This is a genomic window from Cryomorphaceae bacterium 1068 (assembly GCA_027214385.1).
Classification (GTDB): Bacteria; Bacteroidota; Bacteroidia; order Flavobacteriales_D; family Cryomorphaceae; genus JAKVAV01.
The window spans coordinates 107,449-125,356 of sequence record JAPVXR010000008.1; the positions used below are offsets into that span (position 1 = coordinate 107,449).

Annotated in this window: 7 protein-coding genes; 2 read left to right on the forward strand and 5 right to left on the reverse strand. The window is 44.9% G+C overall.

The annotated features are described in order from the left end of the window. Positions 1-7 precede the first annotated feature (7 nt). Complete coding sequence (locus O3Q51_11375; GenBank protein MCZ4409417.1) at positions 8-1,726, forward strand: hypothetical protein; 1,719 nt, start codon at positions 8-10, stop codon at positions 1,724-1,726. A 158-nt stretch (positions 1,727-1,884) separates the two neighbouring features. Next, positions 1,885-3,843: a DNA topoisomerase (ATP-hydrolyzing) subunit B gene (gene gyrB / locus O3Q51_11380; protein ID MCZ4409418.1), complete on the forward strand. Its 1,959-nt coding sequence runs from the start codon at positions 1,885-1,887 to the stop codon at positions 3,841-3,843. Between the two features lie 51 nt (positions 3,844-3,894). Here the strand turns inward: gyrB and O3Q51_11385 are convergent, their stop codons facing one another. The 5 genes from O3Q51_11385 to O3Q51_11405 are packed head-to-tail and all read right to left on the reverse strand — an operon-like array spanning position 3,895 to position 17,819. Beyond that, a complete protein-coding gene (locus O3Q51_11385; GenBank protein ID MCZ4409419.1) occupies positions 3,895-4,962 on the reverse strand; it encodes a hypothetical protein in 1,068 nt (355 codons plus the stop codon). Next, a complete protein-coding gene (gene lgt / locus O3Q51_11390; GenBank protein MCZ4409420.1) occupies positions 4,959-5,789 on the reverse strand; it encodes a prolipoprotein diacylglyceryl transferase in 831 nt (276 codons plus the stop codon). The genes O3Q51_11385 and lgt overlap by 4 nt, the downstream gene beginning before the upstream one ends. A gap of 56 nt (positions 5,790-5,845) precedes the next feature. Continuing rightward, the gene (locus O3Q51_11395; GenBank protein MCZ4409421.1) at positions 5,846-9,562 is read right to left on the reverse strand and encodes a gliding motility-associated C-terminal domain-containing protein; all 3,717 of its coding nucleotides are present in this window, start codon (positions 9,560-9,562) and stop codon (positions 5,846-5,848) included. A 1-nt stretch (position 9,563) separates the two neighbouring features. Beyond that, positions 9,564-9,980 (reverse strand): hypothetical protein, encoded by a 417-nt coding sequence (locus O3Q51_11400; protein ID MCZ4409422.1) that lies wholly within the window; start codon positions 9,978-9,980, stop codon positions 9,564-9,566. A gap of 27 nt (positions 9,981-10,007) precedes the next feature. Then, positions 10,008-17,819: a gliding motility-associated C-terminal domain-containing protein gene (locus O3Q51_11405; protein ID MCZ4409423.1), complete on the reverse strand. Its 7,812-nt coding sequence runs from the start codon at positions 17,817-17,819 to the stop codon at positions 10,008-10,010. Positions 17,820-17,908 lie beyond the last annotated feature (89 nt).

The window sequence follows — 17,908 nt, forward strand, 5'->3', positions numbered from 1 at the left end:
GAAAGCCATGAAACGACCTATCTTAACTTTCTTTTTTGCTTTTGGTGTGGCCATCGCTTTGCATGCGCAAGATGGAGGAGAGTTTGATCAAACTCAAGTCATTACGGGAGACCGAACACTCACTGTTCAGAAAGCATTTAAAATTTCTGAAGCGGCGACACCGAAGGATATTGAGGTGAAGCCGGGAAAGTTGTCTTATCAGATGATTCCGAAAAGACCTGCGCTCACAGTAGAAGTAGACACTATAGAACCTGCAAAGGTGAAAGTGCGCGAACCGCTGGAGAAACTCTACAAAGGTTATGTTAAAGGTGGAGTGGGGACTTTTGCCACTCCTTACCTCGAGGCTTATTATGCCTCAGATCGAGATCGCGATCTTTCTTATGGCGCCCATCTCAGACACCTCTCGCACAATGATGGGGTTAATCGTCCGGTGGGATTTAGCGGGATGAGCCAAAATGCTATCGACGTTTGGGGAAAGAAAATTTTCAAAAAGCACAGTTTTCAGGCCGATCTGGGCTATCAATTGAATACTTGGCACTACTATGGTTTCGATCCACAGGATGCCGATATCGACAGAGACGATTACCGACAGCGATTCAATCTCTTCGATTTGAATACAGGCTGGAGAAGCTACTACCGTGACTCTTCTAAGGTGAATCATGACATCGGCTTGGATTTTTACTACCTCGATGACAGCTACGAGTCCAATGAGTTTGGTGTAAACGCCACGGCAGATTTGCATAGCTACCAAGGAGATCAGTTCTACAATCTGGATTTGGGATTTGATCTTATCAGCTATCAGGGCGGAGGTCTACAACCTTTCGTATTCATGGATGACAGCACCACTGTCATTCCGTCGGATGACGAAACCAATGCCATTTTGCATGCTACTCCAAAAGTGATCTTGCGGAGAGACGGGCTGAGAGCGGAGGTAGGTTTGGGTCTTTACGGAAGATTCTCAAACCAAGCGAGATTTCACGCTTTTCCTGATTTGGAATTCAGCTACGCCTTATTCAACAATATTTTTGTGCCATACGCAGGAATTACGGGAAATGTGGAGCGAGTGAGTTACCGAACCCTGACCGAAGAAAATCCATTTGTTCTTTCACAAATCCCATTAGAGAATACCATCAATCGCTACCGTGTATTCGGAGGTTTTCGCGGTAGCGTGAGTAGTCAATTGAGTTTCAATATGGCAGCTTCCTACCAAAAAGGAGATAACACACCGCTTTTTGTAAACGACACCTTGGTGAGTCGTGAGAACCGTTTTTCGGTTATTTATGATGAGGTGAAAACCCTGACCTTTATGGGAGAGGTTACTTACCTCAATGAAGGTCAGTGGGGCGCTACTTTCCGCGGACAGATTTTTAGCTACAGCACAGAGAACGAAGATGAGGCATGGCACTTGCCGAATTTTGAATTCAACTTGGAAGGACATTACAATCTCTACGATAAGTTCATCATTGCTGCTAATATCAACTTCATCGGTAGTCGACAGGTGAAGTCTCTGTGGCCAATTCCCGACCAGACGACAGAAGATGGTGGCTATTGGAAAGTAGACCTGGATCCTTATATCGATTTAGGTCTGTCGGTCGAGTACCGTTATACCACTCGCCTTTCAGCGTTTATCGAGGCCAATAATCTTACGGCCACCAAATACGATATCTACTACCGATTTCCCGCTCAAAGAGCCTTTGTTATGGGCGGGGTGAAGTACTCATTCTAAGCCGATTTTCCATCCTCTTCATTGTCGTTTTTAGTGTTCTGTTGAAAACGCCATTATTTTGTTGATAAACATCAGTATTTACGCGCCTTTCAGAGTGATTTAATGAAAGGAAATGCGTATTTTTGCGTGTAACTTTAATATCTATTAATCAGACGTTTATGACTGAAGATCAGAAAAATAAACCTTCCGAATACGGCGCCGGTAACATTCAGGTACTTGAAGGACTGGAAGCGGTAAGGAAAAGACCTGCGATGTACATTGGAGATGTGGGGACGAAAGGTCTTCACCACTTGGTTTATGAGGTGGTAGATAACTCCATTGATGAAGCCCTGGCAGGATATTGTGATACGATTGATGTAACGATCAATACGGACAATTCCGTAAGCGTGAGGGATAATGGTCGAGGAATTCCGACAGACTTTCACGAAAAGGAAGGTAAATCTGCCTTAGAGGTGGTTATGACTGTTCTCCATGCAGGGGGTAAATTTGACAAAGACACATACAAGGTTTCAGGTGGATTACACGGAGTAGGGGTATCTTGTGTAAACGCACTTTCAGATAAATTGGTTGCTACCGTATACCGTGATGGTAAGATATGGGAGCAGGAGTATAGCGAAGGAAAACCTCAATACGAAGTTCGCCAGATCGGTGATACCAGTGAGAGTGGAACGGAAGTTACTTTCCACCCCGACAACACTATTTTTGAGGTAATCGAATATAGCTACGACACGCTGGCCAATCGTATGCGTGAGCTAGCCTTTTTGAATAAGGGGATTCGTATAGGTTTGAAGGACTTGCGCGAGCTTGATGAAGAGGGAAATCCAAGACAGGAATCTTTTTTCTCGGAAGGTGGTCTTTACGAGTTTGTAGAATTCTTGGATCAGTCGAGAGAGAATCTTATCGCTAAGCCCATTTACATGGAAGGTGAGAAGAATGGAATACCCGTTGAGGTAGCCATGATTTACAACACTTCTTTTAGCGAAAACATTCACGCTTATGTGAACAATATCAATACCTATGAGGGTGGAACTCACCTTCAAGGTTTTCGCCGTGGGTTAACTGCTACTCTTAAAAAGTATGCTGAAGATTCAGGAATGCTGAACAAGTTGAAGTTTGAAATTGCCGGTGATGACTTCCGTGAAGGATTGACTGCTGTTATTTCCGTGAAGGTTCAGGAACCACAGTTTGAGGGTCAGACGAAGACAAAATTGGGTAACCGCGAAGTAAACGCTCCGGTTTCCCAAGCGGTTTCAGAAATGTTGAGCTACTATTTGGAAGAAAATCCTAATGAGGCCAGACAAATCGTAAACAAGGTGATTCTTGCGGCTACAGCTCGTCATGCGGCTCGAAAGGCGCGTGAGATGGTGCAGCGTAAAAATGTGCTCTCTTCAACAGGTCTTCCGGGAAAGTTGAGTGACTGCTCTGATAAAAATCCTGAGAACTGTGAAATCTATCTTGTCGAGGGAGATTCGGCAGGTGGAACGGCCAAGCAGGGTCGTGCACGTGAGTTTCAAGCCATCTTGCCACTTCGAGGGAAAATCCTCAACGTGGAAAAGGCGATGCAACACAAGATTTTCGACAACGAAGAGATTAAGAATATCTATACAGCACTCGGTGTGCGTGTGGGTACGGAAGAAGACAGCAAGGCATTGGATATTTCAAAGTTGCGCTACCACAAGGTGATCATCATGTGTGATGCCGACGTCGATGGTAGCCACATTGAAACATTGATCTTGACCTTCTTTTTCAGACATATGCGCGAGTTGGTAGATGGAGGAAATATCTACATCGCCACTCCACCTCTTTATCAATTGAAGAAAGGAAGTCAGATTCGCTATGCATGGAATGATGCGCAGCGAGATGAATTCGTTGAGGAGATGAAGGGTGCGGCAAAAGACAGTTCAGTAGGAATCCAGCGCTACAAAGGTCTTGGAGAAATGAATGCGGAGCAGCTTTGGGAAACTACCATGAATCCCGAAACGAGAACGCTCCGTCGAGTTGAAATCGACAATGCAGTTGAGTCTGATCGAATCTTCTCCATGTTAATGGGCGATGACGTTCCACCACGGAGAGATTTCATCGAGAAGAATGCGAAATACGCAAACATAGACGTTTAGAAATCCGATAAATAAATGATTGAAAAGCGGTTCCTTAAAGAGCCGCTTTTTTTATTGATTGGGATTGGTTAAAATCAAATCCAAGAATATGGGTAAGTGATCGCTGTACCCACCTTTGTAAGACGGTCCCTGATAAGTCCTGTTTGTGACAGAATTTCCCGCTGCATTTTCTTTGAGAAGCCAAGGAGCATCAAATACCCCTACATGTCCGTAGCCCGTGAAAGTTTTTCCTTCTTGTAAAAGGTTCTCACTTACTATGAATTGATCTAGGACTCCCCATTCGCCGGCAAAGCTATGCGTACCAAATTTGTGTTTAATGGGAAACATGAGATTTACCAAATCACCTTTTTCTACGGTTTCCAAGTTGTTTTTGGTACCCAGACTTTCGGTAAGGCTCAAATCGTCCGGCTCGTCATTCAGATCGCCGGTGATGACGATCAAAGGATTTTTAAAACGGCTCTGTAGGCTATCCACCTTTTGCCGAAGAACGGAAGCCACATAAGCTCTCGAAGGTTCGGAAACAAACTGACCTCCATAACGAGAAGGCCAATGGTTTACAAAAAAGTGTAGCGTATCTCCATTCGGTATAATTCCCTTAACGTAGAGCATATCTCTGGTATTACGGTCGGGATCGAATGGAAATTTTATGCGGAAATATTTGTAAAGAATCGGTTCGAAGCGATCGGGTTGATATAGGCATGCCACGTCAATTCCGCGACTGTCGGGAGAGTCCTCGTGAATGTATTCGTACCCTGCATTTTTCAATGGTGAGAATTTAGTGAGTCCATCCATAGCCCACTTGCTCTCAACCTCGCATATACCCATAAGTTCTACAGGCTGCCATCCGCCCAAGGCCAGAATGGTTCTTCCCAAACCATTTTTCTTCTTGTCATATCTGGCGTATGTGTATCTGTTAGCCCCATCGGGAGTGAAGCTTTCATCACGTGTCAGGCTATCGTCTTCCAGATCAAAAAGATTTTCCAGATTGTAGAAACCAATTCTAAAGACATTGTCCAAGTGATCTTCTCGATCAAAGTCGTTGTAACGGACAAAGGTTTCTTGGCCAACACTCAAGTAGCTCGTGAACAAAAAGAGCGCTATGAGCAAGTGTTTTATCACGATTTGGATAAGCTTTTAGGCTTAGGTCTAAAAATCAAATACAGCCCTGCCACTACGAAAGGAATGCTCAATATTTGTCCCATGTTGATGGGGAGGTCGTTTTCAAATGCTTCTTGGTTTACCTTAACGAACTCGTCTAAGAACCTAAGTGAGAAAAGGATGACCATGAACACGCCAAAAATGAAACCGTTTTGAAGCTTTTGTCTTTTTTCTTTCCAAAGCCAAAAAGTGATACCCATTAGAAAAAGGCAGTATATGGCTTCATAAAGTTGGGCAGGATGCCGTGGATCCTGAGAAAGAAATTCGGGATACGCATTTTCAAAAACGACACCCCAAGGTAAATCTGTTATTGTACCAAGAATCTCTGAATTCATGAGGTTTCCTGTGCGAATGCAGGCCCCCGTAAAACATACCACAATGACTAACCGGTCCATCACCCAAAGGAAATCGAACTTGTATTTACGACAGTAAAGTACAATGGCAGTTAAGATTCCGATTGCGCCACCATGACTTGCCAATCCACCTTCCCAAATCTTAATGATATCAATCGGGTTGCTCAAGTAATTGGCGGCATCGTAGAAAAATACGTGACCGAGCCGGGCACCGATAATAGTCCCGATTACAACATAAACGGCCAGATCTTCTACATTCTTTTTTGTCTTGCCATCCTTTTCGAAAATATAGAATAGCACATACTCACTGACGAGAAGACCGATTACGAATAGAATACCGTACCACCGAACAGGCCAGTCGATGAATGGAATAGTAAAAGCAGTGGGATCTACGTCCCAATGGATAACCAATAGTGAGCTTAATAACGAAATCATGTGCCGCCGAAGTTATGCATTTGTCGGCTGATTGAACCCACCGGGTATCCCCTAACTTATCGGATTAAAGTGATAAATCCCGTAAGCTCGTACTTATCCTCCGTCGTAGCAGAGGTGATTTCAAGTACGTAGGTGTAAACGTCCGTATCAGAGAAGTACTCTGAATCGGTATTGCCTCCGTTCCAAGCTGTATTTATATTCGATGTTTGGAATACGAGCCGTCCCCATCTATCGTAGATTTTGCACGAATAGGATGAGAGGTCAACAGTCGTTCCAACGGGTCTCCACAGGTCATTAATTCCATCGCCATTCGGGGTGAAAGAATTCGGAATGAACCACAAGAGGTCATCATTGATTACCAATACTTTACTCAAAGTATCGATACAGCCGTTTACATTTTCGCTGATTAGTGTAATCAAATATTCACCTGCAGTATCTGTTGGGAATCTGTATTGAGACAATCTCGAATCGCTTTCGTCAAACGCAGGATCTCCATAAAGGAATAAAGTCTTTGCGATGGGGCCTGGACTCGATACATCTTGGAAAGAAATCAATGGATTCTTAACCGTAGTCGGATTCGGGTTGATATTGAAATTGGCAATGAACGGTTCGGGATTATCCAAAACCAAACTGTCATACAACTCGCAACCAAATTCATTTCTTATCCCTATGGTTGCTATGGTATCAGGACAAACAAATCCAATGCTATCCATCTCCCATTCTGCACCTCCGTTATAGGTGTATTCTACAGCGTCAGAAGAAGAAATGATCACTCGAGCATTGCAGGAATCTCTACAAAGCGCTCCTCTTCCAAGAATAGACATATCGATAGGTGCTGGTTGTCCTATTTCGAAGAAAGTAGAATCTACACAACCTACATTATCGGTCACCTTAGCTACATATGTACCTAAGCAAAGGCTATCTCTCAATTGATTTACTCCGCCTGGCACTCCTCCTGTCCACTCTATACTGTATACTCCTGTACTTGTTGTTCCTCCAGTTGGAATGGCAATAGCCGTTCCCGAGCATTCGTCAAAACAAATGGCATCTTCAGGTAGTACGGCGATTTCAAGCGAATCTGCCAAAATAACTTGAACCACATCTGAATCTTCACAGAAGGTTCCGTTAAAATCAGTAAAAGTGAGTTCGTATGTTCCTCCGGGTGAAGGCGCAGTGATGGTAGCTTGCGGATCATTGATGTCACTGAACGTAATCTCTGGTGGACCGCTCCACGTGCCTATTCCTACGGGGATATCTCCCTGAAGCTGATAAGTGAGGGCACAGGCGACTGCATCGGGACCTGCATTGGCATTTGTTTGACAGCAAAAGTCATTAGTGGACGGCAAAACCGTTATAACGAGGTTTGATGAGTTTGAGCAAAGCCCGTTTGATACAGTATATGTCAAATCAAAATTACCTCCATCGGGATAGTCAGTTGGGCTGAATTCCAATGATGGAAATTCTAGTCCGGTGGCATTGTCAATCCATGTTCCTCCAAGTGCTGGATTACCTCCAAGGAATGAAGTCAAAAGATTGGTAGGTAAGTTATAACATAGCGTCGTATCCGTGTCATTTCCAGGGTTCACATCCTGATCGGGTGCAACCAATACTTGATCTGTTATCAAGCAACCAGGTAGACCTAAAGGATAGGCAGATACGGTATAGGTTGTTGGTTGCGATACAAATACCGTTGGATTCTGCACATTGGGGTCAGAAAGACCGTCAGCAGGGCTCCATGTCCACACAAGTCCTGAACCGCCATCGCACGATATGGAGATATCAATGGCTTCTTCAAATCCACCTGCACAGGAGCCTCCAAAGCCTCCACTGTTTAGCTGGAAAGTCAAACATCCCGTTGGGTTTGTAGCTACAAATGATTGCCCGGAGACATCGCCGTTGAAGAAATTTCCTAGAACCGGAGCTCCCGTGTTATCTCCGTCATATACAGTAATGGTGTTCCCGAAAAATCCCAAGGTTCCTCCGGTAAAAGTCATTTCAATTTGGGTGCCATCTCCTGGTGTGTCGGGACAATAGGTTTCCGTGATAAAGTCTCCTGAATCATAGCAGTAACTGTAACTTCCGGCGGCGCCTGAGCATTCTCCTGTAGCTCCTAAAACTGATGCTTGTAAAGTGGCCGGATCGGCACATAAAAAAAGATCGGGTCCTGCAGTAATATCAGGTCCAACCACCGCCTCAATTACTACGGTTGTATCAAATGTACAGCCGAAATTATTCGTTGAGGAGAAGGTGTATTCGTAGGTGCCTACTTCATCAAAAAAGACATCGATAGTGTTGGCATCATCTGAGACATTGACAATGTTTGGGCCTGCCCAAAAAGTGGAGTCAGAGCCATACCCGATAACAGGTGTGAAGGTTGTGATATCGGGAAAGAGGGCAGGATTAAAATTAATTCCCCATTCAAAAATGTAACCGTTGTCTATAGCAAGATTATCTAAGACACTAAAAGTCCAGTCTCCATTCAATGGACAACCTACAAAGTTGCATAGATCTTCTTCTGATTGATAATTACCAGGGGGTACGGAGCCGGCAACAGGAGTTTGGTCGTCAAGATTTCCGTTACTCAGATTTGGCTCCCATCCGTATTGATATCCTACTCCGGGATCATTAGAGCCGTCATCAATAGCTTCTCCTAGAAATGTTCCTCCTCCTCCATTTGGGTAAGGAAGCATAACCACGTTCGTTCCGTTCGGGCACGTCAGAGAGATTTGAAGATCTCCTAAGTAGGAGTGCTCCATATTGACAAAGACGTCAAGAAAGTCATCACAATCATCGAGCGTAGCGCCAGGCTCGAAAAAGTCAAAGGTTAAGGTGGATTCATAAGAGAAACCTGCACCATCTGCTAAGAAAGTCTCACCAGCAACGACCTGAGGAGGTAGAGCAGTCCAAGTCACACTTTCCACAGGGTTACCGTCTAAAGTTGCCGTACTGCCGATGCACACCGGTGATTCAAAATCAGGGTTAAAAACCGGAATAGTACTTACCAGTATTTGAAGCGGGTCAACGTTTAAGCTCCTACAACCATTGTCATCAACTACGGAGAGGCTTACAAGGTATTCACCTGGTTCAGTGAAGGAATGAGTTATATCATCGGCAGTAAAAACAGTATCTACTGTACCGTCATCAAAATTCCAGACCCATAAATCAAGATTAAATCCTGGTTCGGCAAAAGATCCAATATCAGAAAAAGTTACGGGTGCATCCAGGCAAATCCCGATAGACTGGTCGGGTCCAATCGGTTCAGGGTCGGTGATTTGAGAGGCACTGGTAGGAGTAGCACATGGAGTCGTACAGGCAATTGTACCTTGCCAACCAGGACCTCCACTTCCGTTGGGGTTCGAGTTAAATACAAAGGTCAGACATCCGGAAACGTTATTCACTGTTCCTGTAACGGGGAGACCTTGCAAATCATTTCCCGTGTAACTCCCCAATGAAGCAGCTGAAGCATCATCACCATCAAAAATGAATAAATAATCGCTGTTATTCGGATTTGGACTTTGATAGAGTTGAAATGCTACAAAATCAACTGATATAACATCTCCGGGGTTATCAGGACATATAGTGAAAGTGTAATCATTACCCGCTGTGTATGGGCCTCCTTCTCCTGAAATGGGATCATTTCCATCGTCATAAAAACTACCCGAACAAGTCGTTATCTCACCATTCTCGATGAGAAATACTTGACCACTTGCAGTATGAACTACAACAGTCAGCAATAAAAAAAGTGAGAGTCTAATTAGTTTACTTAAGATCATTTCAGTCGGTGATTTCTTGAAATTGTTTTCTGATGGATTCAGCATCTATCAGCACGAGCATGTAGTTTTCGTCTACTCTGTAATATTGTACTTCGTTTTCACTAAGGCGAAAGTTATAGCCAAGTATATTCAGAACCTTGTTTTCTATCATACTTGAAGTAATATCCGGCAAGTTCTCATGAAGCTTTTCGATGTCACTGATATCTTTTAGAGCTTCTAGATTTTTAGAGGAAGGAATTTCAGCAAGATAGTATCCGTTTTCATTGTAAAACTCAATGAATTCAATTCTCTCGGGATACTGCTCTCTGATTTGGTTCGCATTTTCTGAACCGTAAATATCATCCAAGGTAGTTGAGCTTTGAGCCATCAATCCCAAGAAAGAAAATGGAACCAGAACTATCAGTAAGAAGTATTTCATTTTGCTATTTAATTTCTGCGGGTTGATTTATCGAATAACCGTTACAGTCCCTTTAAAGTCAACTTTTTCTAGAGACAATGGATTCTTCGTTTCAATTTGCCAAACGTAAACTCCCGTTTTGACATAATAGTCATCACCATTCATACTACCATTCCACGCCTTACTCGGGTCGCTGGATTCGAAAACGACATTGCCATACCTATCAAAGACTGATAGAAGGTAGTCGCTTTCATCAATGTTTGTAAGTACCGGTCTCCATAGATCGTTAAGTCCATCACCATCGGGAGTGAATGCCGAAGGCACGTAAACGAGCATCTCGGGCTTAACTTCCACAATGTCTGACCACTCATCCAAGCACCCTGTTATAGGATCAATGGCAGTGAGAATCACTGTGTAATTTGCCAGCACTCCCCCGGGGAATTCGAAAGTCGGATTGAATTCAGTAGACGTATCGAGAGAGTCAAACTGCCAGAAGTAGAAATTCTCATCACCTCCTGACGATTCATTCAAGAATCTCACCTTAGTGTCTTCAGAATTTACTGGATTGGGATTGTAAGTGAATCTCGCTCGTGGTCCCGGATCAACAGTGATGGTTAGCGTGTCGTCTGCGACACAATCCCCATTGCTGGCAGTCAGTACATAGGTGTATGTTCTAACCAATGGAATGAGGTCATCATCACCCAAGATGAAGGTAGGATTCGGATCCTTAGGATCAGATAATCGATCGGCTGGAGACCAGGTATAATCCAGTTCAGGAACTCCGATTACGCCTATGGATACTGATCCTGCATCAGAACAGATGGTATCATTTTGTAAGACGGGTGCATCCGGCAATTCACCTACAGGTATAAATTTAGAGTTGTTTGGCGTATTGGTACAAACGGGATTCGAGCTGTCTTCCACGTAGAGCACCTGAGTAAATACAGGTTCTGTGGGTTGAAGCACTTCTAAATAGTCGGTTGTCAGACCTGTCAAGGTGATGGTATCGTCTTCCAGAAGATAAGTCATCGTAAATGGAGGAGTTCCTTGTAAGTCATAGATCAACTCTAACTCCTGACCAATGCAGATTTCATCTTGATTGGAAAGCACTTCGGCAGTTGGCAGCTGATTCACTATTAGGGCCGCATCGCTGTCCAGTCCTTCACCTTCGCAACTTTGGTCATTTACCTGTGTGATGATGTACTCACCATTCTCTCCTGATAAGAAGGAGTAAATGGCCGATTCAGAGGTAATGGCAGGTTGCGGAATTCCATCGATTGTGTACGTTACCGACCAAGGTCCGTCACCCGTTAATTCAATTTCAAACGGCAACTCATCTCCTTCACAGACGGTTCCACCTCCTGTGATCAATGCCGTAGGTGAGGCCAAAATGGTCACATCAAGAGCGCCTGAAACCGTTCCCACACAATTCGCATCGCTAAGAGAAGTAAGCGTATAGTTTCCATCTTCTTCGGCCGGTATGGTGAGCTGATTGCTGAACGTCGTAATGGGTTCTGTACTTTCTACTCCGTCGATGCTATAGAAAATAGTCCAAGGAGCCTGACCGGTCAAATTCACAATAGGTCCGTCTCCACTATTTTCACATACCTCGCCATCTCCTGAAAGTACAGCAGTAGGCGTATTGAAGTTAGAAACTTCAACCAATCCTGAGACTGATCCATCACAATTGGCATCACTCACTGAAAGTAGCGTGTAATTGCCAGGGGTAGCCGTTGGGAAAACATATTCATTGTCAGTTGTACTAATCGGAGTTTGTGGGGCGGCATTTATAGCATATTGGAAATCCCATGGCCCTTCACCCGTAAGTGAAACAGTAATGTCAACAGTCTCTCCGGGACATACCGTTCCAAATCCCGAAATCTGTGCACTTGGAAGAGCATTAAAGACAACAGGGATACCATTCGTTTCGTCGGTGCAGTCATCCGATAGGATCACGTTTCCGAAAACATCCGTATTTCCTGCAACCCCTGTAACGTAATAGGTCTGTCCAAATATGATCTCGTCAGGCGTAGGAATCGTTGCTGAGTTATATCTGTCAAATATGAAACCGATCTGCGTTTCGCTTCCATCATGGAGAAGGTACTGAAAACCATCATTCCCATCCAATACTTCGTCTGAGTTGAAAGGAACAACTAGGTTTTCATCCTCACAGATTTCGATCAAACCGGGAGCAATACTACCCGCATCGGTGATGCAAACGCATTGGAAAACACCATCTACATCTACTGAAGGACAAGCTCCTGCATCAGAAACGGTGAAAGAGTAGGTATCACCGCTATTGATAGGGAAACTTTCATAAGCTCCTCCTGTGAAGGATTGGCCAAATGGATTGACCTGATAGGTTCCTGCTATACCTCCGCTTACGTCAAAGCTTACGGTGTAATTTTCATTAATAATGTCGCATGTTTCCGTGACATTATTCACAACCAGCGGAGCATCTACTGTGACGGTAACCGGTAAACCATTAACAAGTCCTGTGCAGTTTGCATCGTTTACAGATAGAATCGTATAGGTCGTTGTTGCCGAAGGACAAACGGTTACCATGTGTCCGTTTGAAATATCAACTAGTGATATTGGATTTCCCGGATCTGATGAATTTTCATAAACAACGTCCCATGGTCCGTCACCTTGAAGATTGAAGGTTAAAGTCGCACAATCGCCGCTGCAAACCGAAGTGGTTCCACTTAACGATCCTGCAGCAGGGCAGTCACAATCAGGATCGACTCCTGATACTACCTGATCAGAACAAGGTGAGCCATCAGAGATGGTAAAGCTATAGTTCGTGTCATTCGGAATCAGAGCAGACTCGTAAGAATCCGTGCCCGGGATAATTCCTCCACCATATGATCCGCCTGCGGTTACGTTGTAATTGCCATCCCCACCTTCGATATCAAAAGTCACGATGTAGCCTGTTTGAGCCTGATTGCACTGAACCACGATATTATTGATTGCAATCGGATCGTTGATCGTAATGTTATAAAGGGCTTGGTCATCAGGGCATTCTGTGCCCGTAACTACGTAGGTGTAAACGTCGGATGAAGCACTGTTAAGAGTAATCGTATTTCCGGGAACCTGAGCTCCACCTGAGGTGAAGAAATCGCCTGATCCCGCCGTGCCACCTACCAAGTTATTTAGGTTGTAAGGAGCATTGGTCGCACAGAATACCTCAGTTACAGGAGGCCCTGCATTTGGAGGTGTTTCAACAAACACCGTAATTGCATCTGATGCAGTGGTACTGCAGTTTTGATCTGCGACACCTGTAAGCGTGTAGGTAGTTGTGGTTACTGGAGTGACTTGAAGGAAATCTCCAGACACGAAAGGTCCTTGATTGGTAAATGTGTTGGTCCCATCACTGTAATCGATTGTAAAGGTCGGCGCTCCTGAAGGAAAGCTCAATTCGATGTTGGCCGTGCTACCTTCACAAATTGTGATTGAATTATCGACAAACTCCGCACTGGCAGGGCAAGCACAATTCGGTGAATTGATCGGTCCGGCTGATACATCCGGACATGGCCCCGTATCACTTATAGTATAGCTGTAGGTATTCCCGGTCGGTATTTCATCGGAAACAAAAGTATTTCCCGTTATCGGGCCTTCCGGATCTAATCCTGTTATGCTGTAATTACCATCTCCACCCGAAATTTCCAGAGCTACTGTATAATCGGTTTGAGCAGCATTACACACAGCTGATACAACGCTGACGCTTATTGGGTCAATGAAGTTGAGGGTATAAGTAGCCACATCATTCGGACATTGTGTTCCTGAAACTGTGTAAGTGTACACACCTGAGCTGGCTGCAGTCTGAGGGATAGTCGTCACAACATTTCCGCCGGCATTTGTAAAAACACCGGGTTGATCTGCTGCTCCATCAATAATGGAAGACAAGACAAGAACACCACCTGAACCACAGAATTCCAGTGTAACATCAGGACCTGCATCAGGGGTCGGTTCTACTATAACATCAACTACGTCATTTACACTCGTTGAGCAGTTTTGATCTGATACGCCTGTGAGGGTATAAGTTGTTGAAGCAATAGGATTTACTTGTAAAAAGTCTCCTGAAACAAACGGCCCTTGATTGGTAAACGTATTCGTCCCGTCAGTATAGTCAATGGTAAACGGAGATGCTCCGGTTGGGAAATTGAGTTCGATGTTGGCTGTGCCTCCTTCGCATATCGTGATAGAAGGAAAATCGACAAACTGTGCATCAGCCGGACAAGAGCAGTTCGGTCCTGCTGTTACGGGTTGAACAAATGGGGCGCACGGCCCTGAATCATCTACGTTGAATGAGTAGGTGTTACCTGCAGCAAAAGGCAACGATTCATAAGTGTTTCCAACAAAAGGACCGCCGGGTAATCCTGTTACAGTATAATTTCCGTCACCACCTGTAACTGTAAGTGTAACGATATACTGAGTTTGATCAGGAGTGCACTGAGCATCTACCACAACACTAATTGGCGTTTGTAAATTGAGCGTGTAAAATGCAATATCGTCAGCACATTGACCTCCATTTACGGTGTAGGTATATGATCCGGCTGCTCCCGCAGAAAGCGTTACGATTCCACCAGGCACGATAGCTCCTGAGCCTGTGTTTGTGAATGTTCCCGGAGTATCAGCTCCGGGATCTAAGATAGAATTAAGATCAAAAGCTGTATTGTCAGCACATTGAGTAGTTGATACAGGAGGTCCTGCATCTGGTGCACATTGAACGGTAAGTTGAAGCGTGGAGCTATTTTCACAGCTTCCCGCAACTACCGTATATCCTAGCTGAAGAGTTGTTCCACAAGCACCTGATATGTCATAAGGATTGGCTACAACGGTGCCCGTTCCAAGGTCAGTCCAAACGCCACCGCTTAGAGGAGATCCGTTCAAATAGCTTGTCAGGTCTATGTTTCCCAGAGTCTGGCACAAAGTAACGTTGGTATTGATTCCTGCGCTTGGAGCAGGCTGAACAGCAACAGTTACAGTCGCAGTAGAAGGAGGGCATCCGGGATTGTTGATTGTGTATGTCGATGAGCCTGGCGGTGATACACCAGGAGTGAACGCGGTAAACGGGAACCATGTCCCCCCCATGTCAGGAGGCCCGTTATCTTGGCCTAATGAATCAAAGAGGAAGAATGTAACGTCATTGTCGCAGGCTACTACACTTCGGTCGGTTCCGGCATTGGCTGTGGCTATATAAGACACATTTATCGTAGCTGAAGCCGTGCAAAGATTGTTTGGCAAGGACTGAACTGTATAGGTGTAAGCACCTGCAGGATCAGTAGCAGGGTCAACTATTGGAAGCCCCCCCGTTAATGTCCAACCGGCCGGGCCTGTCCATGTTCCACCAGTAGTGACTCCTGCTCCCAATGAGGAAGTGAGATCAACCGTGCTACCGGCATTTTCACAGATCACCAGCGGGCCGCTTGTTCCCGCATTTGGAATGGATTCGATGGAAATAAAAATGGTTACGTCATCGGAACCACAGCTATTTGTTACAGTGTAGGTGTAATTCCCTGAGCTGGCACTTGCAGGATTTAAGGTGCTTCCTGCTACAGGAAAGCCTAGTGGGCCTGTCCAAAAATCACCAAGCGCAGATGGTGGTGTTGTAAAAAGTGTATTTAATGAAAAGCCGACATCAGAAGCGCAATACTCTTGAGGGACGGTTGTAAGTACTCCGGCAAATGGTCCGGGCTGGAGATTAATGGTAACTTCAGATTGATCCGCACAGGTTCCTGATCCCACAGAATATTGGTAAACGGCACCATTGGTGACAGTATTACCGTTTACGGTGGGCGGAACAACCGGTACTCCGCCTAGTGTCCAAACGCCACCTCCTTGGGGCGTACCACCAAGACCATCACTCAATGGCACATTGAGGTCAGAAGGACAAATATCTAAGATGCCATCAAGACCGGCGTCTGCCGTATTGGTCACATTTATGGTAAGCGTATTTGAATCTGAACCGCAAGGGCTATTAATTTGATAGGTCCAAACTCCTGGTTGACTATTACCTGGCACAAAAAACTCTCCTCCAAAAAGATTATTTGAAGGATCGTACCATTGACCACCCGGTTGAGGCGTACCCAGCAAAGTTTCAGTCATATTAAAAGCAGGCTGTGTCTCACAAACGTTGATTACAGTTGGATCACCTGCATCAGTATTGTTGGATAATACGGTCAATTGCATAACCTGCGAATTGAAACAAGCCGTTCCTCCAAAACCACCGCTGTAAATAAGGGTGTATGTAGAGTCGGGAATAACGGCAGCAGGGTCGAAGAGGTTTGCAACCGTGTTTCCATTTACGTCTTCCCAATCTCCTCCAATAGTAGGTGTTCCTAATAGAAGGGTTTCTAAAGTCACGGGAGCATCGCCTTCACAAACGGTTTCATTCGTAAATAGTCCCGCGTCAAAAACTTCACCTACGTCAATGTAGATGGAGTCTTGTGCAAAACCACAAGCAGGATCGTTAGAGTAATAAACGGCATATCCATCTTCCATTGGTAGGCCACCGTTGTAATCTGCCGGGTTTAAAGCCCAGGTCGTAGCGATTCCTGTTCCTGAAAACAATAACAAGTCATTAGCATCATTGTAGTAAATCCAACTCCCACTTAATGATGCCGGGATGCCAAGTAAAGAATCGTATGGGGCAAATGGCGCATCCAAAAGACAAACGGTGATGTCATTAGAAGGAAATCCTACTCCACCGCCAGGTGAAATATTCAGCTGCATAGAAACTGTGGTCGGACAGCCACCTGCATCTATATAATTGTAGTTATAGAGGCCTGTTGTATTGATGCTCGCATCGACCACACCCCCAGGTATTGTAATTCCGTTGTAAGTCCATGATACGAAAGTGCTTCCGGCAGGAGGCAGTGGGAAGCCGGGATTTAACCATAAACTATTCAATGGTGTAGGTGCTGAGGCACATAAACTGTTGGTTGCTTGTACACCCAAGTCGATGAATTGCATTGTGATAGTAGAAGATTTGAGGCAACCGCCTGTTCCAACAACAGTATAGGTGTAGTCGCCGGAAGGATCACTTAATAATGTGTCTGTAGACGGCGTAAAAATTGCGTTGAGGGTTCCTGGAGGAGGGGGTGTCCATCCGGCAGGACCTGTCCATGTGCCTCCTGCATCAATAGGAAGCCCTAAAAGAGTTGAAAGGTCGAATGGAGTGGTCCCACAAATGTTGATAGGGCCCGCAGGCTCTTCTCCTGACTCAGCATCACAACAATCAACTTCAATGGTTTCCGCGGGGCCATCGACAAAATCAGATGAAGGACATCCCGTTCCCGTGCCCCAGCTTCCCACCTCACTATCGGAGTATGCTTGAATTGCAGGTGTGATGTCCTCTCCGTCAAAAGGGTTACCGGCGCCACCGCAAGCAGCATCTATGGTTATATCGAAGCAAAATGACCATCCACCACAAGGAAAACTTCCATCTCCCCAATTGTTGCAAGGATTGCCATCTTGAGGTCCGCTAACATTTGTATCATAGAAAAAACCAGGATTATTGATAACCAAACCACCACAAGTCAAGCTTTCTAAGTAGAGCCATTCTCCTGCACCGCATCCAGTCGGAGGTACAATATTTGTGATGGTTGATACATCCCAGGCAGGTGGGAAAACAATAGCCATACCTGAAAGCCAGTTAGCTCCTCCGGCAGAATAGCTGGTCACTTCTCCACAAACCGTTACAACCGTTCCCGCGTCATAGGCACCTCCGGGAGGTACGGGAGGATCAAAGGTCCAATCCGTGTCTATGTCGCATTGCCCGAAAACGGTGGTCGCAGAAAAAAGAGATAGGACAAAAAATAAGGGTAAAAATCGCAGCTTATTGAGCATCTTCAGCATTTCTGAAAGGTTTCCTTTATCGATTTTTATCGATGTGATTGGTGATTTCGAGAGTCTCAAAAATAACTTCTCTCAAATGTGACGTTCAG

Excerpts from the sequence above, each read along its gene's own strand:
- O3Q51_11375 (MCZ4409417.1), top strand. The coding sequence starts at position 8 with ATGAAACGACCTATCTTAACTTTCTTTTTTGCTTTTGGTGTGGCCATC.
- gyrB (MCZ4409418.1), top strand. The coding sequence starts at position 1,885 with ATGACTGAAGATCAGAAAAATAAACCTTCCGAATACGGCGCCGGTAAC.
- lgt (MCZ4409420.1), bottom strand. The coding sequence starts at position 5,789 with ATGATTTCGTTATTAAGCTCACTATTGGTTATCCATTGGGACGTAGAT.
- O3Q51_11395 (MCZ4409421.1), bottom strand. The coding sequence starts at position 9,562 with ATGATCTTAAGTAAACTAATTAGACTCTCACTTTTTTTATTGCTGACT.
- O3Q51_11400 (MCZ4409422.1), bottom strand. The coding sequence starts at position 9,980 with ATGAAATACTTCTTACTGATAGTTCTGGTTCCATTTTCTTTCTTGGGA.
- O3Q51_11405 (MCZ4409423.1), bottom strand. The coding sequence starts at position 17,819 with ATGCTGAAGATGCTCAATAAGCTGCGATTTTTACCCTTATTTTTTGTC.